Origin of the sequence: Enterovirga sp. CN4-39 (assembly GCF_049446235.1) — a bacterium.
Classification (GTDB): domain Bacteria; phylum Pseudomonadota; class Alphaproteobacteria; order Rhizobiales; family Beijerinckiaceae; genus Enterovirga.
The window spans coordinates 1-18,656 of record NZ_JBMSEF010000014.1 but is presented as its reverse complement, the minus strand read 5'-3'; the positions used below and the strand labels follow the sequence as shown (position 1 = coordinate 18,656).

Sequence of the window (18,656 nt, the reverse complement as noted above, 5' to 3'; positions counted from 1 at the left end):
GCGCGAAAACAAGACGGAAGAAGCAGAAAAGGTTCCTTGGCCTGCAGCCGGGCCGGACCTGCGAAAGCTTACAGCCCCCGCGGGCCCCGATTCTTTGCAGATCAGCCGAGAACCTCGCGGCGTTTATCCAAAGAATGGTCTAGCTCTTCGCGCTTACGCGGGAGAAGACCATCACCGGCCGCGTGGAGTATCCGCCGCAGCTCGGCCGCCGCGATCAGGCGCGGAACGAAGACGTGATCGGCGCCTGCCGCGTAAAGACGTTCGATGTCCGACAGCACCTCCGCATGCGCGACGATGGTCGCCTTCGGGTTGAGGGAGCGCAGCTGCCGGACCAGCTTCTCGTTCGAGATGCCCTTCAGGAGGTAGTCCGGAACGGTCGAGACCAGGATCTCCGCCTGCGCGATCTCGGAATGCACCAGGGTTTCGCGCTGGCTGATGTCGCCGTACTGCACGCGGATGCCGCGCTCCTGCAGGCCGCGCAACACGATCGGGTTGAAGTCGACGACCTTGATCTCGTCCAGGAGCACGCGATCGTTCTCGCGCTCGAGCTCGGCGATCAGCGAGCTCGCCGTGCGGAAGAAGCCGAAGAGGATGATCCGCGGCGGCCCCTCCCCTCCCTGCTCCGTGGCAGCGTCGAGGTCGCGCAGCCCGAGCCGCTTGAGGAGACGCACGGTCGGCCGCGAGATCCGGTTCGAGTTCGTCATGGCGAAGGTCGAGGCGACGGCCAGGATGACGAAGGCGAAGGAGGTCGCGTTCTTCGTCTCCACCGTGACGTGTCCGGCCGCGAAGCCGAGCTGCATCAGGACGAGGGAGAATTCGCTGATCTGGGACAGGTTGAGCGCCGGCAGGAAACTCGCCCGGATCCCCTGCCCCATGAGGTAGAGCGGCGGCATCGTGGTGGCGAAGCGGCTCACCACCGTGAAGAGGGCGAGGACGAGCGCGGTCTCCAGCACTCCCCAGTTCGGCATCGGGATGGTCATGCCGAGCCCGACGAAGAACAGCGTGACGAAGAAGTCTCGCAGGCTCGTCACCTTGGCGGTGACGTCGAGCGCGTAAGGGAAGGTCGAGAGCGAGACGCCGGCCACCAGCGCGCCCATCTCCCGGGAGAGCTGGAGGTGATGCGCCAGCTCGCCGCCGAGGAAGCACCAGGCGAGCGCGCCGACGAGGACGAGCTCGGGCACGCGCGCGACGCCCCGGAAGACATGCGGCAGCACGTAGCGCGAGACGAGGAGCATGGTCGCCACCAGCACCCCGACGCGGACGAGGGACAGGGCGAGCACGCCGATGCGCAGGTCGTTCAGGCTCGGCTGGACGGCGAGAAATAGGATGACCGCGAGGTCCTGCAGCACCAGGATGCCGAGCGTGATGCGGCCGGTGAGCGTGTCCAGCTCGCGCTTGTCGTAGAGCACCTTGACGATGATGACCGTGGACGAGAGCGCGGCCGCGATGCCGAGATAGAGGGCGTCCCATTTCCCTCCCCCGAGCCGCTCCCCCAGCATCAGGAAGACGAGCACGCCGAGCGCGCTGCCGCCGAGGATCTGGACGCCCGCGGTGGCCAGGATGGTCTTGCCCGAGCTGAGGACCTTCTTCAGGTCGATCTCCAGCCCGATCATGAAGAGCAGGAAGATGAGACCCAGCTCGGAGATGACCTCGATGTTCTCCTGGGAGTGGACGAGCCGCAGGCAGTTCGGGCCGACCACGAAGCCCCCGATCAGATAGGCCAGGATGACCGGCTGCCGGGCGAGATGGGCCACGACGCCCAGGGCCCAAGCCGCGATCGAGCAGACTGCGATGTCCTGAAGGAAGCCGTGCATGGGCCCGCTATAAGCCTGGAGGAAACGTCTTCGATGTCGTGGTTCGAAACAGATCGGTGACGTCGTGCGAAACAAACGCACGAGTTGGCGTATGCCTCAACTCGTGAATTCGACGAGATGATCCGGCATGCGGACGGCGCGGCCCACCGATGACGCGCGAGCGGAGCTTCGCATCGGGCCCACGTTGGGCGCGATCCTGCGGGGCGGCGGCACCTTTTCCTTGACTTTTGCGCTTCCTACATGTTGCTCACCGGGCGCGGGCGAGACCCGCTTGGCTATGGCTGCGATGCGACCATTCAGGACGTCGCCTAAACCGGTGAAAGCTCCGCTGAAAACGCGGACGCGCTGACGCGTCGCCATTTTGCCGTCCCGCCAGCGGGACATGATCGCACCGTCGGGACGACGGGCCGGAAAATCAGGAGACAAAGATGGGCTTCAAGGTCGCCGTGGTCGGCGCGACGGGCAATGTCGGTCGCGAGATGCTGAACATTCTCGACGAGCGCGCCTTCCCGGCCGATGAGGTCGTCGCGATCGCTTCCCGCCGCTCCGTCGGCCAGGAAGTCTCGTTCGGCGACCGGACCCTCAAGTGCAAGGCCCTGGAGGATTACGACTTCTCCGACACGGATATCTGCCTGATGTCGGCCGGGGGAGAGGTCTCCAAGACCTGGTCGCCGAAGATCGGCGCGGAGGGCGCCATCGTCATCGACAACTCCTCCGCCTGGCGGACCGACCCGGACGTGCCGCTGGTCGTGCCGGAGGTGAACGCGGAGGCCGTCCGCGGCTTCACCAAGAAGAACATCATCGCCAACCCGAACTGCTCCACCGCGCAGCTCGTCGTGGCCCTGAAGCCGCTCCATGACGCGGCCACCATCACGCGGGTGGTCGTCTCGACCTATCAGTCCGTCTCGGGCGCCGGGAAGGAGGGCATGGACGAGCTCTTCAACCAGACCAAGACCGTCTACTCGCTCGGCCAGATGGAGAAGAAGAAGTTCCCCAAGCGGATCGCCTTCAACCTCATCCCGCAGATCGACGTCTTCATGGAGGACGGGTTCACCAAGGAAGAGTGGAAGATGGTGGTCGAGACCAAGAAGATCCTCGACCCGAAGATCAAGCTCGTCGCCACCTGCGTGCGCGTGCCGGTCTTCGTCGGCCATTCCGAATCCGTGAATGTCGAGTTCGAGAAGCCGCTGTCGGCCGAGGAAGCGCGCGAGATCCTGCGGGCGTCGCCCGGCATCCTGATCGACGACAAGCGCGAGCCCGGCGGATACATGACGCCGCACGAGAGCGCGGGCGAGGACGCGGTCTATATCTCGCGCCTGCGCGACGACCCGACGGTCGATAACGGCATCGCGTTCTGGTGCGTGTCGGACAACCTCCGGAAGGGCGCAGCCCTGAACGCGGTTCAGATCGCGGAGGCGCTGATCAACCGCGGCCTCGTCGGCGACAGCCGCCGCGCCGCCTGACGCCATAGCGGGCCGCGAAGGCGGTCCGACCGAAGCCCGCCCTTGCCTTCGGGGGCGGGCTTCGCCAATGTGCCTGCCCCGCCTCGCCGCGAGCCCTTTCTAGGCGCACCGGACGAGGACCAGTTCAGTCACGGGCATCAGCCATGAAGGTTACAGTCGAGCGCGCGGCGCTCCTGAAGGCGCTCGGCCACGTCCACCGGGTGGTGGAGCGCCGCAACACGATTCCGATCCTCTCCAACGTCCTGCTCCGGGCCGTGGATGGTGGCCTGCGTCTCAAGGCGACCGACCTCGACATGGAGGTGACGGAGGAAGTGAGCGCGGATGTCAGCCAGGCCGGCGCGACCACGGTTCCGGCCCACGTCATCTACGACATCGTCCGCAAGCTCCCTGACGGCGCCCAGGTCTCGCTCGAGACGACGGGCGACACCGGCCAGATGCAGCTTCGCTCGGGCCGCTCCCGCTTCATGCTGCAGGCGCTTTCCGAGGGAGACTTCCCGGATCTCGCGGCGGGCGAGATGTCGACCTCCTTCGCCCTGGGCGCGGCCGACCTGAAGCGCCTGATCGAGAAGACGCAATTCGCGATCTCCACGGAGGAGACGCGCTACTATCTGAACGGCATCTACCTGCACACGGTGGAGGTGGATGGCGCGACGATGCTGCGCGCCGTCGCCACCGACGGACACCGGCTCGCCCGCATCGAGCTCCCGGCCCCGGCCGGCGCGGCCGGCATGCCTGGCGTGATCGTGCCCCGGAAGGCGGTCGCCGAGATCCAGAAGCTGATCGACGACACCGCCGAGGACGTGAAGGTCGAGCTTTCGCAGGCGAAGATCCGCCTCAGCTTCGGCGGCGAGGCGACCGGCGGCGTGGTCCTGACCTCCAAGCTCATCGACGGGACGTTCCCCGACTACCAGCGCGTCATCCCGACCGGGAACGACAAGCTCCTGACGGTCGAACGCGGCGACTTCGCCCGCGCGGTCGATCGCGTGTCGACGATCTCGTCCGAGCGTGGCCGCGCCGTGAAACTCGCCCTGACGGAGGGGCGGATGACCCTGTCCGTCAACAACCCGGATTCCGGCAATGCCGTCGAGGAGCTCGACGTCGATTACGATTCCTCGCCGCTGGATGTCGGCTTTAACGCCCGGTACCTGCTGGACATCACCCAGCAGCTCGACGGCGACACGGCCCTGTTCAAGCTGGCCGATCCGGGCTCCCCGACCGTGATCCAGGACCGTGAGGGCGCACCGACCCTCTATGTCCTGATGCCGATGCGGGTGTGATCGCCGAAGCCGCCGCACCCCGCGTCACCCGGCTCATCCTCCAGGATTTCCGCAGCTACGCGGCGCTCGACCTCAGGGTGGGTCGGGGCCTCGTGGCCCTGGTCGGCGAGAACGGCGCCGGCAAGACCAACCTGATCGAGGCCTTGTCGCTCTTCTCGGCGGGCCGCGGGCTCCGACGCGCCGATCTCGGCGACATGGCCCGCCGGGAGACGGACCGCTTCGCGGTCTCCGTGACCCTGGACGGCCCCGAGGGCGAGCACCGCCTGGGGGTGGGCCTCGAGCCCGGCGAGGGCGGGCGCGCCGTCCGGCGCTGCCGGATCGATGGGGCCGATGCGTCTTCGGCGGCCTCCTTCTCGGAATACGTCCGGTTGGTCTGGCTGACGCCCGATCTCGACGGGTTGTTCCGGGGTCCGGCGGGCGACCGCAGGCGCTTCCTGGACCGCCTTGTCCTGGCGATCGATTCCCGGCACGGCGCACGGGTCAACGCGCTCGAACGCGCGCTCCGGTCGCGAAACAGGCTGCTCGAGGACCCGCACGGCAACCGGGCCTGGCTGGACGCGGTCGAGCGTGAACTCGCCGAGCTCGCCGTCGCGGTCGCGTCCGCCCGGCGGGAGACGGCGGAACGCCTGGACGCGCAGCTCCTCGCGACGCGGGACGACGCGTCGCCGTTTCCATTCGCCCGACTGGCGCTCGTCGGCGAGCTGGACGAGCTGGTCGCGAGCCTTCCGGCCGTGGATGCGGAAGATCGCTACCGGCAGATGCTCTCGGACAATCGGCCCCGGGACGCCGCTGCCGGCCGCACGCTTTTGGGCCCCCAGGCGACCGATCTCGCCGTGCGGCACGGCCCGAAGGACCTGCCGGCCGAGATCTGCTCCACCGGCGAGCAGAAGGCGCTGCTGCTCGGGCTGGTCCTCGGCCATGCGCGGCTGGTGCGCGCCATGAGCGGCATCGCGCCCCTCATGCTGCTCGACGAGGTCGCCGCGCATCTCGACCCGCGTCGGCGGGACGCCCTCTACGATGCGCTCGAGGTGCTCGGGGGACAGGTCTGGATGACAGGGGCCGATCCGGCCCTCTTCGCCGGGCTCGGCACGCGGGCCGACCTGTTCCAGGTGTCGCCCGGAGAGGTCGTGCCCGCGGCCTAGAAGGGTTTCAGCGTCCCGATTGCGACTTGAGGCTGCTGAGCTCGCCCGAATCGTTGCTCATCGGCCCGGCAAGCCCGCTACCGTTGCCGGTTTCGCCGCTCTCCTCGCCCTGGTTGAGGCGATTGCCCGCGTGGTCGTGATACTGCTCGGTCTGGACCGCCTTGCTGTCGAAGCCGCGCTCCTCGCTGTGCAGCTTCTTGTCGCGATTGGAGAGCACCATGTTCTCCTCGAGCACGCCGTCCGGCAGGTCGGTCATCGCCCCCGTGCCTGAGCCCTTGCCCTGAGTGCCGGGGCCCATATGCGTCTTGCTGGCATTCGCCATCTGTTTCTCCCTCACTGAGTGTGAGGGACAACGCCGAGGGCTGGTGGTTGCTCCGCCTGGGGTCCGGGTTGAGACGGCGCGTCGCGCCTCAGACCAGCGGGGGCGCGAGCGTGACGGCCCTGGGGTCCTGTTCCCAGGCATCCGCGACGCCGCGGGTCTCCATGTCGTGCACGACCTTCAAAAGGAGCTTCAGCCCCATGGGCGCGAGCGCGCGCTGCCACAGGGTCCGCGCGTCGTCTTCCGGGTACACGAAGCACCAATCCTGGGCCGCGAGGGCGCCGGCATCCATGCCGCCCGACAGGTGGTACACGCTGCCTCCGGCGATCGGATCCTTCTCCTTGATGGTCCACTCGACGGCGGCCATCCCCCGGTGCCGGGGCAGAAGCGACGGATGGTAGCCGATGGACGCGATGCGCGCCTTCTTGCGGGCATCCGCCGTCACGAAGGCGTGCGTGTGGGCGGCGACGATCGCGTCCACGGCATCGGCCGGGATGTCCTCGCCGGTGACGCGCCGCGGCTCCTCCCGCGTGACGAGCGGAACGCCTGCGGCCCGCGCCGCCTTGGCCAGCGTATCCTCGCCATTCGTGGCGGTTACGACCACGTCGTGCCCAGCCTCCTGGAGCAGACGAAACACCTCGGCGCCGAACCAGCGCGTTCCAACGAGCGCAATTTTCATGGGAGGCGGATAACCCTTTCGTACTGCGATGCAACATCGCCGAGTGCCGCGACTGCGAAAATTGCGCGTCGATCCCCGGGATAGTATCCCCGGTCGGTGAAACTCAAACTAGGTCGAACGCCAGGCCCCGCCAAAGCGGGCCTGCTCGAGGGAAACACTGCCGCCCTCGTGGCGAGGCTCTGGCGCGACTGGCTCAGCGCGCACCGGGGCTCCCTCGCGCTCGTGCTCCTTCTGATCGTCGTCGTCGCCGGCTCGACCGGGCTCTACCCGGTGCTGATCAAGGCCGCCTTCGAGGCCTTCACCAACCGCTCGGGCACCGGCGCGCCCATCAAGATCAACCTGATCGTGACGCGGTTCGTGCTCGACCGGGAGCAGGCGATCCTGCTGGCGCCGGTCTTCGTGGTGTTCGTCACCTCGATCAAGGGTTTCGCGCTCTACGCCATGACGGTCCTGACCAACCGGGTGGTCACGCGCACCGAGGCGGACATGCAGAGTGCGCTCTATGCGCATCTCATCGATGCCGACCTCGCCCAGCTCGGGCGCGAGAGCGCCGCCTCGCTCACCCAGCGCTTCACGACCGATTTCGCCTTCATCCGCGAGGCGCTGACCCGGCTCTCGACCGTGTTCCTGCGGGAGACCGCGACCATCACGGCGCTCGTCATCGCGATGTTCGCGATCGATCCGGTTCTGACGCTCGTGGCGGCGGTGGCCACGCCCTTCTTCGCCCGCCCGGTCGCGCGGATCGGAAAGAAGCTGCGCCGCAACGCCACGCAGAACCAGGAGCAGGTCGGACGGATGGCGGGCCTCGTCTCGGAGAGCCTGGCCGGCGCCCGCATCGCCAAGACCTTCGGCCTGGAGGGCTACCTCAAGGGACGCACGCGCGACACCTTCGAGGAGATCCGCCGCCTCAAGATGAAATCGGCCAATGCCCGGGCTCGCCTCGACCCCCTCCTCGAGGCGGGTGGCGGCATCGCGGTCGCGCTCGTGCTCTCCTTCATCGGCTGGCGCATCCTGGACGGCCAGTCGACGGTGGGCGACTTCGCCGGCTTCGTCACCGCCCTGATCATGGCGGCCCAGCCCGTGCGTGCCCTCGGCAACCTCAACGCGATCCTGCAGGAGGCGGCGGCTGCCCTGAGGCGCTACTTCACCGTCCTGGACGAGAAGCCCACCATCCACGACCGCCCCGGCGCGAGGCCGCTGGCGGTCGGGACCGGCGAGATCCGTTTCGAGGGCGTGAGCTTCGCCTATCGGGAAGGCCAGGCGGCCGTCGAAGGGATCGACCTTGTCGTTCCGGCCGGACAGACGACCGCGCTCGTTGGCCGCTCGGGCTCGGGAAAATCCACGCTGCTGTCCCTCGTGCCGCGCCTCTACGACCCGACCGCGGGGCGCGTCCTCATCGACGGCCAGGATATCCGCGAGGTCACGCTGGAGAGCCTCCGCCGATCCGTGGCGGTGGTCAGCCAGGACATCGTCCTGTTCGACGACACGCTGCGGGCGAATATCGGCTTCGGCCGGCGCGACGCGACCGGGGACGAGATCATCGCGGCCGCCAAGGCCGCGGCGGCGCATGATTTCATCATCGCCCTGCCGGAGGGCTACGACACGCGGGTCGGGCCGGGCGGCGCGGGGCTGTCGGGCGGCGAGCGTCAGCGGGTCTCGCTGGCTCGCGCGTTCCTGCGGAACGCCCCCATTCTTCTGCTGGACGAGCCGACCAGCGCGCTCGATGCGGAAGCCGAGATGCAGGTCCAGGCCGCGCTGCAGCATCTGATGGAGGGCCGGACCACGCTCGTCATCGCGCACCGGCTCTCGACCATCCGCGAGGCCGACCTCATCGTGGTCATGGATGCGGGCCGCGTCGTCGAGACCGGAACCCATAGCGCGCTGCGCGCGGGGACCGGCATCTATGCCCGCCTCCAGCGCCTGCAGCTCGCGGGCGAGCCGCTCCCTACTCCCGGCGGATGATCCTGTCCGCCACCAGCGTCGACCAGAAGCCGGGCCTGAACTGCTCGGTCACGGCCGCCGGGTCGTAGCTCCGCTCGACCCAGTCGAGGAAAGCGACGCCCTTCCGCTCGCCCTCGCGCTCGTATGCATCCAGGAAGGCATCGAGGATGCCCGTCTTGGCGAAGCGGAAATGCCCGAAGCGCATCGACAGCTGCCGCCTCGCCTCGGCGACGGTGGCACCCTGCGTGACGAGGAGGAACAAGGCGGCGAATAGGCCGGCCCTGTCCGCTCCCGACTTGCAATGCACCAGGACCGGATATTCGAGCTCCTCGAAGAAGGCCCGCGCGCCGAGCAGCGTCTCGCGGCTCGGCGCCTCGCGCGACCGCAGGACGAACTCGACGAGCTTCAGCCCGTGCCGCTCGCAAGCCTCCCGCTGCAGCGGCCACGACCCGTATTCCCGCCCGGCCCGCAGGTTCACGACGGTCCGCCCGCCCCGGGCCGCGAACCAGGCGATCTGGCCGGGGCTCGGCTGCGACGAGCGCCAGAGCACGTCCGAGACGCGAGCCCTGTTCGGATAGATCAGCCGGAACACGCCATGGTCGGAGAACAGCATGTTCGCCCAGGCGCGGGCGCGCGCCGCCGGGCCTGCGATGGGACGGTCCCATCTTGCGATGCGCGCCATGCGACGCGCGTACCGGCGCTCCGGCTTTAGGAATCTGTTAAGCACGATGACGGGACAGTGAAGGCGGAGCGGCATCATCCTGCCGGCCGGCGGAGCCGGCCCGATAGCAGCCACGACCCGGCCCGACAATCTTGGAGGGCGGTTTCGGGCGGAGTTGCGGCTCGGTCACACAGGCGGCTCAGCGAGCGAGTCGCCCTCGACGTGGCCCCGGACTTGCTCGACGATGAGGCGGTCCCTGTATTCGTCGCCCCGGAGCGGAGGATGTCGGAAAGGCCCATGTCAGAGCTTACGATCAGCATCCGCCGGGCACGCTCCGAGGACGCTGCCGCCCTCTCCAGCGTGTTCGATTCCACCTGGCGCGAGGCTTACCAGGGCATCCTTCCCGCGCTCGCCTTGGAGCGGATGATCGGCCGGCGCGGCCCGCGCTGGTGGCTGTCCACCATCAGCCGGGGCCGACCGCTCGTGGTGCTCGACGTGGGCGAGAAGGTCGTCGGCTACGCGTCCTATGGCCGCTGCCGCGACCGCGGCCTGCCGGCCGATGGCGAGGTCGACGAGCTGTATCTCGCCCCCGAATACCAGGGCCTCGGCTTCGGCAAGCGGATGTTCAAGGCGGTACGCAACGACCTCGAGGATCGTGGCGCCAAGCGGGTCGCGGTCTGGTGCCTGGCCGACAACGAGCGCGGCTGCGCCTTCTACCGCAGCATGGGCGGCCGCGTCGTCGCCGAGACCACGGAGCGCTTCTCCGGCTCGGCGCTGACGAAGAGTTGTTTCCTTTTCAAGTAGCTTCCACGGGCCGCGGCGGCGCCCGGTCCTTGTCCCATCGGCCCCGTGCCGCTAGACGCCTCGGGCCCGTTCGAGCGGGCTTCGGAGAAGGTTTGATGCGTCTCGAGGCAATTCCGATCGGCAAGAATCCTCCGGAGGACGTGAACGTCGTCATCGAGGTGCCGATCGGCGGGGAGCCGATCAAGTACGAGATGGACAAGGAGGCCGGCACGCTCGTCGTGGACCGCTTCCTCTACACCTCGATGCGCTACCCCGGGAATTACGGCTTCATTCCGCACACCCTCTCGGGTGACGGCGACCCCTGCGACGTGCTGGTGGCCAACACGCGGGCGATCGTGCCCGGCGCCGTCATCAGCGTGCGGCCGGTGGGCGTGCTCCTGATGGAGGACGACGGTGGCCAGGACGAGAAGATCGTGGCCGTCCCCACGACGAAGCTGACGCGCCGCTACGAGACGGTGGCCACCTACAAGGACCTGCCGGCGATCACGATCGAGCAGATCGAGCACTTCTTCGCCCACTACAAGGACCTGGAGCCCGGCAAGTGGGTCAAGATCATCCGGTGGGGCGATGCTGAAGAGGCGAAGCGCCTCATCAGCGAGGGGATCGACCGCGCGAAGTCGGCGGCGACGAACCCCTCCCCGCTCGGCGGCCCTCAGACCTGAGGGGCCGTCAGGCCAAGATGCGCGCCGAGGCCCTGCTCGAGCGCGTTCCGCAAGGTGTTGAACTTGCTCTCGGCGCGGTCGGCGCGGCTTTCGGCCGCCCGCATCCGCTCGCCGGCCTCGATCAGCATCGAGCGGGTTCGCTCGACGACCTCGCCCGAGCGTTGCTGCGCTTCGGTCGCGCGCTCCCGCTCGAGCCGTGCCTCTTCGAGCGCTGAGCGCAGCTTGCTCTCGGATTCGGCGATGCGGCGGTTTGCCGCCTTCAGGAGTTCCTCGGCGGCAACCGCCCGGCTCTCCATGGTGTCCGCTCGCTCCTTGTAGCTCCCCAGCAGCGACGAGGCCCGCGAGATCATCCCGAGAAGGCCGGGCACGTCGCTTCGCGCCGACCCCGCCGCAAGCGCCGGACGCGGGGCAGGAGATGCTGCCCCCGCGATCTTCAGCGGGATGATCTCGGCGGACGCCGTCTCCTCGAACTCGTCCTCGATCTTGAAGGCTGGCTGACCCATCTGGTCCCCTGACCTGCTGGCCGGCCCAGTTTCTGGAGATATAGTCAAGTTTTAGTTAATATCGGCGATCCGGACGGCGAGAGCGCCGGCGATTTGACGAGTTGCAGCCAAGTCGAGCAGAATCCGGCAACCATGTCGGCGGCCCCAAAAACCGCCGATCCACAGCGACGGCAGGATCTCGGCCGTGAACGCACCAAATCGCACCAGCCATATTCGGCTCACCTCGCACCCCGAGCCCGGCCAGGCGACCACGCGCTTCCCGGTCCGCTGGGGCGCGGCCGATCCGCATGAGCGCGGCCCGATCATCGGCACGGTGACGAACCCGGCCGACCGCAACGTGATCGGCTCCCATGGCGGTTCCTACTCGGTGTACCGGGCCCTCGCGATCTCGGCCCGCGCCCTGAACCCGCTGGCCCGGCCCGACCTGCACAACACCCATCCCGTCGTACCCGTCGGGCCGCACCCGCAATGGTCGGAGCCCGGCCGCATCGTCTCGCTCGACCCGTGGGGCCACATGGCGGGCGAGGTGTTCGCCCGCGAGATCGCGACCGGCACGGATATCCGCCCGAGCATCGCGGTCACGAAGGCGCGGCTCAACATGCCGGAGATCCTGGCCGCCATGGCGGCGCACCGGCTGGCCGCGGATGACGGCATCCTGCACGGGAACGGCGACATCTCCGTCACGAAGATCGCGGTCGATCCGGTCTGGTGGCTGCCGGGCATCGCCGAGCGGTTCGGTACCAGCGAGCGCGACCTGCGCCGGACCCTGTTCGAGCAGACGGGCGGGATGTTCCCCGAGCTCGTCACCCGGCCCGACATGAACGTTTTCCTGCCCCCGATCGGCGGCGCGACCGTCTATGTCATCGGGGAAGTGGCGGCCCTCGCGGATCCGAAGCGCACGATCGCGTGCCGCGTCCATGACGAGTGCAACGGCTCGGATGTCTTCGGGTCCGACATCTGCACCTGCAGGCCCTACCTGGTCCACGGCATCGAGGAATGCGTGAAGGAGGCCCAGCGCGGCGGCGCCGGCGTGATCGTCTACAACCGCAAGGAGGGCCGCGCCCTCGGCGAGGTGACGAAGTTTCTCGTCTACAACGCCCGCAAGCGCCAGGAGGGCGGCGATTCCGCCGCGACCTATTTCGAGCGCACCGAATGCGTCGCCGGCGTGCAGGACGCGCGCTTCCAACAGCTGATGCCGGACGTGCTCCACTGGCTCGGGATCCGCCGCATCGACCGGCTCATGTCGATGTCCAACATGAAGTACGACGCGATCGTCGGCTCCGGGATCGAGGTGTCCGAGCGGGTCCCGATCCCGCCCGAGCTCGTCCCGCCGGACGCCTCCGTCGAGATCGAGGCCAAGAAGGCCGCCGGCTACTACACGCCGGACCCGGCCTCGGCCTCGCTCGGAGCCGTGAAGGGCCGCGACCTCGAACGGTACTGACGGCTCGCCGCTACCGAGATCGGCCCGCCTGTCGCGCCCCGGGCCCATCGTCGGGAACCGCAGAGCGGTTCCCGCATCCAATCCTTGTGAACGCCGCGATGCTGCTGGCCCGGCGCAATCTCGAGGAGGGATGCCATGTCCCGATACAGCTGGCTCGCACTCGCCGCCGGATTCATCATGTCTCCGGGCATCGCCACCGCCCAGGCTCTCGCGAAGCCCTCGGACCCGCAGATCGCCCATATCGCCTACACGGCGGGGATCATCGACATCAAGGCGGCCGAACTCGCGGCCAAGCGCTCCAAGAACAAGGAGGTCCAGGCCTTCGCCCGCGACATGCTGCGGGACCACAAGGCCGTGAACGACCAGGCCCTGGCGCTGGTGAAGAAGCTGAACGTCACCCCGGAGGACAACGACACGAGCCGGGCCCTCGTGAAGCAGGCGGACGCCAAGGCCAAGGAACTCGCCGGCCTCAAGGGCGGGGATTTCGACAAGGCCTATGCGCAGAACGAGGTGGCCTACCACCGGACGGTCAATGGCGCGCTGCAGGGCACGCTGATCCCGGCTGCGAACAATGGCGAGCTGCGATCGCTGCTCCAGACCGGCCTGAAGATCTTCGAAGGCCATCAGCAGCATGCCGAGCATCTCGCGGAGAGCCTCAAGTGAAGGCGCTCTCGTTGGCGGCCAGCGCCCTGGCCATTTCCTCGGCGGCCCTGCTTGCCCCTGCAGGGCACGGCCCATCGCTGTCCGCTTCCGAGCAGCACGTCGTCGAGATGCGGGGGATCGCGTTCGAGCCGAGATCCGTGCGGGCGCATGTCGGCGACACGATCCGGTGGGAGAACCAGGATATCATCGACCATACGGCCAGCGCCCGGGACAGGAGCTTCGACGTGGATGCTCCAGCGGCCCGTAGCGGGACGGCCACGATGGGGGCGGTGGGCACCTACGCCTATATCTGCCGGTACCATCCCAACATGACCGCCGAGATCGTGGTCGAGCCGTGAGGACGCGATGATGGCCGCTCCAGGCGCCACAGTGGCGGAAATCTCCGGGCTCCCCGACGATCAGGTCGTCGCGCGGGTCCGGGCCGGCGCGACCGACGCGTTCGCGACGATCATGCAGCGCTACAATCGACGCCTCTACCGGGTCGCACGGGCGATGCTCCGGGATGACGTCGAGGCGGAGGACGTAGTGCAGGCTGCGTATTTGCGCGCCTTCGCGGCTCTCCCCGGCTTCCGGGGCGAGGCGGGCCTCGGCACCTGGCTGACGCGCATCGTCCTGAACGAGGCGGCGGGCCGGATGCGGAGCCGCCGACCGACCGACGAGCTGACCGTGCTCGAAAGCCAGGACCAGGATGCCCGCGCCCGCATCATCATGTTCCCCGGAATCAGCATGCCGGGGGATCCGGAGATGGCGGCCGCGCGCGCCGAGATCCGCACTCTCCTGGAAGATGCGATCGACACCCTGCCGGATATGTTCCGGCTGGTCTTCGTGATGCGCGAAGTCGAGGACATGAGCGTCGAGGAGACCGCGTCGCAACTCGGCATTCGTCCGGAAACGGTCAAGACGCGCCTGCACCGCGCCAAGCGGCTGCTTCGGGCGGAACTCGGCAGCCGGCTGTCGAACGCGCTCAGCGACACCTTCCCGTTCGGAGGCCCGCGCTGCGCCCGCATGACGGCGACCGTGCTGGCGCGGATCGCGGCATGACCGCCCCGCTCGGTCACGCGCAAGGGTGAGCGCCGAAGGGCCGCCTCGTCGATTCCGGCGAAACGTGGCACAACAATCCGCTTCGAACCTGCGCCAGGATCTCCATGCGGCCGCTGAAAGCCTGGATTGTGTGCCTCGCGGCGGCCTCTTGGACCGCGCCGGCAGCCGCGACGGACCTCAAGGTCGATTACCGCATCACGCTGGCAGGCCTGACGCTCGGAAAGGCCGACCTCGAAGCCAAGCTCAACGGCGATCGCTACGACCTCCGCATGAACGCGCAGCTGACGGGCCTTGCCGGCCTGTTCACGGCGAGCGGGCGGGGAGGCGCGGTGGCGACCGGAACGCTCGCCGGCAACCGCCCCCTCACGGCCGGCTTCTCGGCGACCGGCCGGTCGGGCGGCGCCGAACGTACCGTCCAGGTCGGGCTCACGTCCGGCAACGCCTCCGAGGTCAGGATCGAGCCGCCCTTCGAGCTCCGGCCCGACCGGATCCCTCTCGACGAGACGCACAAGAAGGGAATCATCGATCCGCTTTCCGCCGTGCTGGCGGTCGCTCCCGCGAAGGGCAAGCCGGACGATCCCGCCGCCTGCAACCGGACGATACCGGTCTTCGACGGCACGCAGCGCTTCAACGTCGTCCTGAGCTACGCCGGGACGACGCCGGTCAAGAAACCGGGATTTTCCGGAAACGCCCTCATCTGCAACGCGCGCTATGTGCCGGTGGCCGGGCATCGCCCGCAGCGCTGGGCCGTCAAGTTCATGCAGGACAACCGCGACATCTCGGTCTGGCTCGCCCCGGTCGAGGGAACGCGCGCTCTTCTCCCCATCCGGATCAATCTCATGACCTATTTCGGCATGAGCGTCGTCGAGGCGGAGAAATGGGCGCTGGAGTGAGCGCGAGATCTCGAACAGCGGAGTTCGGCTTGCCTATCTCGGCCGCTACGGCTTGCTCCTCCCCGCTCCCCGCCGCCACTCTGGCGAGGAGCGCTCGAACTTCCTATCTAGCTCGGTAGTCCTCCCGACAACTTCCTCCCGGCGCGCTCCAGGCGCCGCACACGGAGGCGTTACCGCCTTTGCTGGCCCGTCGCTCCCTTCCCCCAAACCTGCGCGCGCGCGGCGTGACCGCCGTGCTCGGGCCGACCAACACGGGCAAGACCCACCTCGCCATCGAGCGGCTGGTCGCCCATTCCTCCGGGATGATCGGGCTGCCGCTGCGGCTGCTCGCCCGCGAGGTCTACAACCGCGTCGTCGAGAAGGTCGGTCCCGAAGCCGTCGCGCTCGTCACCGGCGAGGAGAAGATCAAGCCGGCGCACCCGCGCTACTGGATCTGCACGATCGAGGCGATGCCGCGCGACCTCGACGTGGCCTTCGTGGCCATCGACGAGATCCAGGTGGCGTCGGATCTCGACCGCGGCCACGTCTTCACGGACCGGCTCCTGAACCAGCGCGGCCGCGAGGAGACGCTCCTCATCGGCGCCATGACGATGCGCCCGCTGGTCGAGGCGCTCATCCCGGGCGTTCACGTCGTCACGCGCCCTCGCCTGTCGAACCTGTTCTATGCGGGCGAGAAGAAGATCTCGCGCCTGCCCCCGCGCTCGGCCATCGTCGCCTTCTCGGTCGAGGAGGTCTACGCGATCGCCGAGGTGATTCGGCGCCAGCGCGGCGGCGCGGCCGTCGTGCTCGGCGCGCTCTCGCCGCGCACGCGCAACGCCCAGGTGGCGCTCTACCAGTCGGGCGACGTCGACTACCTGATCGCCACCGACGCGATCGGCATGGGGCTCAATCTCGACGTCGACCACGTCGCCTTCGCGTCCGACCGCAAGTTCGACGGGTTCCGGTTCCGGAAACTCTTCCCGGCGGAACTCGGCCAGATCGCGGGCCGGGCGGGCCGGCACATGCGCGACGGCACCTTCGGCACGAGCGGGCGCTGCGACCCGTTCGATCCCGAGATCGTGGATGCGCTGCAGACCCATCGGTTCGAGCCCATCCGGGTCATCCAGTGGCGCAATCCGGATCTCCAGTTCGGCTCCGTCGGGGCTCTCCAGCGCAGCCTGTCTGAGGTGCCGAACGAGAAGGGCCTGACGCGGGCACCGATCGGGGAGGACGTGGCGGCGCTCGACATCCTGGCGCGCGAGGACGACATCCGGCATCTGGCGCGGGGGCGCGCCGCGGTCGAGCGGCTGTGGGAGGTTTGCCAGGTTCCCGATTACCGCAAGGTCTCGCCCGCCACGCATGCCGACCTCGTCTCGGCGCTCTATCGCTTCCTGATGACGGATGGGCGCGTGCCGGCCGACTGGTTCGCCCGCCACATCAAGATGGTCGACCGCACGGATGGGGACATCGACACCCTGTCCCACCGCATCGCGCATGTGCGGACCTGGACCTTCGTGGCGAACCGGCCTGACTGGCTTGCCGATCCTGAGCATTGGCAGGGCGTTACGCGTCGAGTAGAGGACACGCTGTCCGACGCCTTGCATGAACGATTGGCGGCTCGCTTCGTGGACCGCCGCACAAGCGTCCTCCTGCGGCGCCTGAGAGAGAACGCCACGATGGAAGCCGAGATCAACGTTGGCGGCGACGTCACCGTCGAAGGCCAGCATGTGGGACACCTGCACGGGTTCCACTTCGTCCCGGACCCGGGTGCGACGGGCGAGGAAGCCCGTGCGCTGCGCAATGCTGCGCAGAAGGCTCTCGCGGGCGAGATCGAGGCGCGGGCCGAGCGATTTTCGGCCGCCCCGGACGCCACCATCGTCCTGTCGAATGACGGGACCATCCGCTGGACGGGCGATCCCGTCGCGAAGCTCGATGCGGGCGACAAGCTCTTCGAGCCGGGCTTCCGCATCATCGCCGACGAGCAGCTCACGGGCCCCGCGCGCGACAAGGTCGACGCCCGGTTGAAGGCCTGGCTGAAGGCCTATGTGACGCGCCTCCTCGGCTCCCTGATCGAGCTGGAGAACGACGCGACCCTGACCGGGCTCGCCCGCGGCATCGCGTTCCAGGTCGCCGAGGCGCAGGGCATCCTCGAGCGGTCGAAGGTCGCGCAGGACCTGCGCAGCCTCGACCAGACCGGCCGCGCCGCCCTGCGCTCCAAGGGCGTGCGGTTCGGCGCCTACCACGTCTATCTTCCGGCGCTCGTGAAGCCGGCGCCCCGTATCCTGGCCGCCCAGCTCTGGGCCCTGCGGAACGGCGGGCTCGACCAGAAGGGCATCGACGAGATCGCGCATCTGGCGGGATCCGGCCGGACCTCCTTCGCGGCGGATCCGGAGATCGCGCGCGGCCTCTATCGCGCGGCCGGGTTCCGGGTCTGCGGCGCCCGCGCGGTGCGCGTCGACATCCTGGAGCGTCTCGCCGACCTGATCCGCCCCGCGATCGCCTACCGGCCGGGCGTGACGCCGGGCGAGCCGCCGGCCGGGGCGGCCGATGGCGAGACCTTCGTCCAGACGCCCGCCATGACGTCCCTCGTCGGCACGTCCGGCGAGGATTTCGGCTCCATCCTGAAGTCGCTCGGCTATGTGTCGGAGAACCGGCCGGGCCCCGCGATTACGGTCCCGCTCGTGCCTGCGCGCGCTGCCGCCACCTCGCCCGCCGTCGTGGCGGCCGGGGGCGAGGCAGGACGGCCCACCAACCCGGATGGCCCCGGCATCGAGCCCGTTCCCACCGTCCCGGTCGAGCCGGGTGCGGGTGACCAGACTACGGAAGATACGACCCATATCGAGCCGCCTCCGGCCGGTCCGGAAGGGGAGCCCGAGGGCATCGACGACGCGGACGATCCGGATCCGGGCGTCCAGGACGACCCTGCGGAGCCGGCGCGTTCCGGCCTGGTCGATCCGGCGCTCGAGGAAGCGGCGGATCGTTTCCTCGCCGAGGCCGACAGCTCGCCCGCGGGCGAGGATGACGTGGATGCGGCCGTGGTCGACGCTGCCGACGAGCCCGATCCGGGCATCCAGGACGAGCCGATCGAGGCCGCGGCCGACGAGCCCGAGACCTCCCGCCTGGCCGATCCGCGGGCGGACGAGATCGCCGGCACGGTGCCGGACCAGATCGAGGTGGCAGCCGGCGCCGACATGCTCGCCGAGGAGGTTTCGAACCCGGCCGCCACCCTCGAGGTCGGCGAAGATCCGGAGGCGACGAGCCTCGAGGCGACGCCGGACGAGGCCGCCGCCGCCCAGGAAGGCGACCCGACGGTCCCGGGTTCGGCCGGCGACGCCGATGCCGGCGCGCGCGCCGCCGCGGCGGAACCGGAGACC

The 18,656-nt window shown here is 68.9% G+C and carries 17 protein-coding genes; 12 read left to right on the top strand and 5 right to left on the bottom strand.

The window, feature by feature from the left end:
* Nucleotides 1-101 precede the first annotated feature (101 nt).
* Entirely contained in the window at nt 102-1,814 is a 1,713-nt protein-coding gene (locus tag ACO2SS_RS20255) for a cation:proton antiporter (protein WP_423279593.1), read from the bottom strand.
* Nucleotides 1,815-2,242: 428 nt separating this feature from the next.
* On the opposite strand from ACO2SS_RS20255, the gene ACO2SS_RS20250 reads away from it, so the two are divergent.
* The 3 genes from ACO2SS_RS20250 (at nt 2,243) to recF (ending at nt 5,696) form a co-directional block, all read left to right on the top strand.
* On the top strand, nt 2,243-3,277 hold the full coding sequence (locus ACO2SS_RS20250) for an aspartate-semialdehyde dehydrogenase (protein WP_423279592.1): 1,035 nt from the start codon (nt 2,243-2,245) through the stop codon (nt 3,275-3,277).
* A 143-nt stretch (nt 3,278-3,420) separates the two neighbouring features.
* The gene (dnaN, locus tag ACO2SS_RS20245) at nt 3,421-4,554 is read left to right on the top strand and encodes a DNA polymerase III subunit beta (RefSeq protein ID WP_423279591.1); all 1,134 of its coding nucleotides are present in this window, start codon (nt 3,421-3,423) and stop codon (nt 4,552-4,554) included.
* The gene (gene recF / locus ACO2SS_RS20240) at nt 4,551-5,696 is read left to right on the top strand and encodes a DNA replication/repair protein RecF (RefSeq protein ID WP_423279590.1); all 1,146 of its coding nucleotides are present in this window, start codon (nt 4,551-4,553) and stop codon (nt 5,694-5,696) included. Before dnaN ends, recF begins: the two co-directional genes overlap by 4 nt.
* Nucleotides 5,697-5,703: 7 nt before the next feature.
* Here the strand turns inward: recF and ACO2SS_RS20235 are convergent, their stop codons facing one another.
* Together ACO2SS_RS20235 and ACO2SS_RS20230 are read right to left on the bottom strand one after the other, a co-directional pair.
* On the bottom strand, nt 5,704-6,018 hold the full coding sequence (locus tag ACO2SS_RS20235; protein ID WP_423279589.1) for a hypothetical protein: 315 nt from the start codon (nt 6,016-6,018) through the stop codon (nt 5,704-5,706).
* Between the two features lie 88 nt (nt 6,019-6,106).
* Nucleotides 6,107-6,694, bottom strand: a complete 588-nt coding sequence (locus ACO2SS_RS20230; RefSeq protein WP_423279588.1) for a formyltransferase family protein — start codon at nt 6,692-6,694, stop codon at nt 6,107-6,109.
* 168 nt (nt 6,695-6,862) lie between these two features.
* Here ACO2SS_RS20230 and ACO2SS_RS20225 point away from each other — a divergent pair, with 168 nt between their 5' ends.
* Nucleotides 6,863-8,656, top strand: a complete 1,794-nt coding sequence (locus ACO2SS_RS20225) for an ABC transporter ATP-binding protein (protein ID WP_423279587.1) — start codon at nt 6,863-6,865, stop codon at nt 8,654-8,656.
* On the opposite strand, the gene ACO2SS_RS20220 is transcribed toward ACO2SS_RS20225, so the two are convergent.
* Nucleotides 8,640-9,362 (bottom strand): fused DSP-PTPase phosphatase/NAD kinase-like protein, encoded by a 723-nt coding sequence (locus ACO2SS_RS20220; protein ID WP_423279586.1) that lies wholly within the window; start codon nt 9,360-9,362, stop codon nt 8,640-8,642. The two genes, ACO2SS_RS20225 and ACO2SS_RS20220, sit on opposite strands and share 17 nt — an antisense overlap.
* Before the next feature lie 231 nt (nt 9,363-9,593).
* Here ACO2SS_RS20220 and ACO2SS_RS20215 point away from each other — a divergent pair, with 231 nt between their 5' ends.
* Together ACO2SS_RS20215 and ppa are read left to right on the top strand one after the other, a co-directional pair.
* On the top strand, nt 9,594-10,100 hold the full coding sequence (locus ACO2SS_RS20215) for a GNAT family N-acetyltransferase (RefSeq protein WP_423279585.1): 507 nt from the start codon (nt 9,594-9,596) through the stop codon (nt 10,098-10,100).
* Nucleotides 10,101-10,195: 95 nt separating this feature from the next.
* Nucleotides 10,196-10,762, top strand: coding sequence for an inorganic diphosphatase (ppa, locus tag ACO2SS_RS20210; RefSeq protein ID WP_423279584.1), 567 nt, complete (start codon nt 10,196-10,198; stop codon nt 10,760-10,762).
* Here ppa and ACO2SS_RS20205 read toward each other — a convergent pair.
* Nucleotides 10,753-11,265 (bottom strand): hypothetical protein, encoded by a 513-nt coding sequence (locus ACO2SS_RS20205; RefSeq protein WP_423279583.1) that lies wholly within the window; start codon nt 11,263-11,265, stop codon nt 10,753-10,755. The genes ppa and ACO2SS_RS20205 overlap by 10 nt on opposite strands.
* Nucleotides 11,266-11,449: 184 nt before the next feature.
* Between ACO2SS_RS20205 and ACO2SS_RS20200 the strand changes: the two genes are divergently transcribed.
* The 6 genes from ACO2SS_RS20200 to ACO2SS_RS20175 all read left to right on the top strand — a co-directional run.
* Nucleotides 11,450-12,706 carry a GTP cyclohydrolase II gene (locus tag ACO2SS_RS20200; RefSeq protein ID WP_423279582.1) on the top strand — a complete coding sequence of 419 codons (1,257 nt, stop codon included), beginning with the start codon at nt 11,450-11,452 and terminating at the stop codon, nt 12,704-12,706.
* Between the two features lie 177 nt (nt 12,707-12,883).
* Nucleotides 12,884-13,369 (top strand): DUF4142 domain-containing protein, encoded by a 486-nt coding sequence (locus ACO2SS_RS20195; protein WP_423279747.1) that lies wholly within the window; start codon nt 12,884-12,886, stop codon nt 13,367-13,369.
* Nucleotides 13,366-13,707: a cupredoxin domain-containing protein gene (locus ACO2SS_RS20190; RefSeq protein WP_423279581.1), complete on the top strand. Its 342-nt coding sequence runs from the start codon at nt 13,366-13,368 to the stop codon at nt 13,705-13,707. Before ACO2SS_RS20195 ends, ACO2SS_RS20190 begins: the two co-directional genes overlap by 4 nt.
* A 7-nt stretch (nt 13,708-13,714) precedes the next feature.
* Nucleotides 13,715-14,410 (top strand): RNA polymerase sigma factor, encoded by a 696-nt coding sequence (locus tag ACO2SS_RS20185; RefSeq protein WP_423279580.1) that lies wholly within the window; start codon nt 13,715-13,717, stop codon nt 14,408-14,410.
* Nucleotides 14,411-14,514: 104 nt separating this feature from the next.
* Nucleotides 14,515-15,303: a DUF3108 domain-containing protein gene (locus tag ACO2SS_RS20180; protein ID WP_423279579.1), complete on the top strand. Its 789-nt coding sequence runs from the start codon at nt 14,515-14,517 to the stop codon at nt 15,301-15,303.
* A gap of 224 nt (nt 15,304-15,527) precedes the next feature.
* A partial coding sequence (locus ACO2SS_RS20175) for a helicase-related protein (protein ID WP_423279578.1) occupies nt 15,528-18,656 on the top strand: 3,129 nt, incomplete at its 3' end.

Excerpts from the sequence above, each read along its gene's own strand:
- ACO2SS_RS20255 (WP_423279593.1), bottom strand. The coding sequence starts at position 1,814 with ATGCACGGCTTCCTTCAGGACATCGCAGTCTGCTCGATCGCGGCTTGG.
- ACO2SS_RS20250 (WP_423279592.1), top strand. The coding sequence starts at position 2,243 with ATGGGCTTCAAGGTCGCCGTGGTCGGCGCGACGGGCAATGTCGGTCGC.
- dnaN (WP_423279591.1), top strand. The coding sequence starts at position 3,421 with ATGAAGGTTACAGTCGAGCGCGCGGCGCTCCTGAAGGCGCTCGGCCAC.
- ACO2SS_RS20235 (WP_423279589.1), bottom strand. The coding sequence starts at position 6,018 with ATGGCGAATGCCAGCAAGACGCATATGGGCCCCGGCACTCAGGGCAAG.
- ACO2SS_RS20230 (WP_423279588.1), bottom strand. The coding sequence starts at position 6,694 with ATGAAAATTGCGCTCGTTGGAACGCGCTGGTTCGGCGCCGAGGTGTTT.
- ACO2SS_RS20215 (WP_423279585.1), top strand. The coding sequence starts at position 9,594 with ATGTCAGAGCTTACGATCAGCATCCGCCGGGCACGCTCCGAGGACGCT.
- ppa (WP_423279584.1), top strand. The coding sequence starts at position 10,196 with ATGCGTCTCGAGGCAATTCCGATCGGCAAGAATCCTCCGGAGGACGTG.
- ACO2SS_RS20205 (WP_423279583.1), bottom strand. The coding sequence starts at position 11,265 with ATGGGTCAGCCAGCCTTCAAGATCGAGGACGAGTTCGAGGAGACGGCG.
- ACO2SS_RS20195 (WP_423279747.1), top strand. The coding sequence starts at position 12,884 with ATGTCTCCGGGCATCGCCACCGCCCAGGCTCTCGCGAAGCCCTCGGAC.
- ACO2SS_RS20185 (WP_423279580.1), top strand. The coding sequence starts at position 13,715 with ATGATGGCCGCTCCAGGCGCCACAGTGGCGGAAATCTCCGGGCTCCCC.
- ACO2SS_RS20180 (WP_423279579.1), top strand. The coding sequence starts at position 14,515 with ATGCGGCCGCTGAAAGCCTGGATTGTGTGCCTCGCGGCGGCCTCTTGG.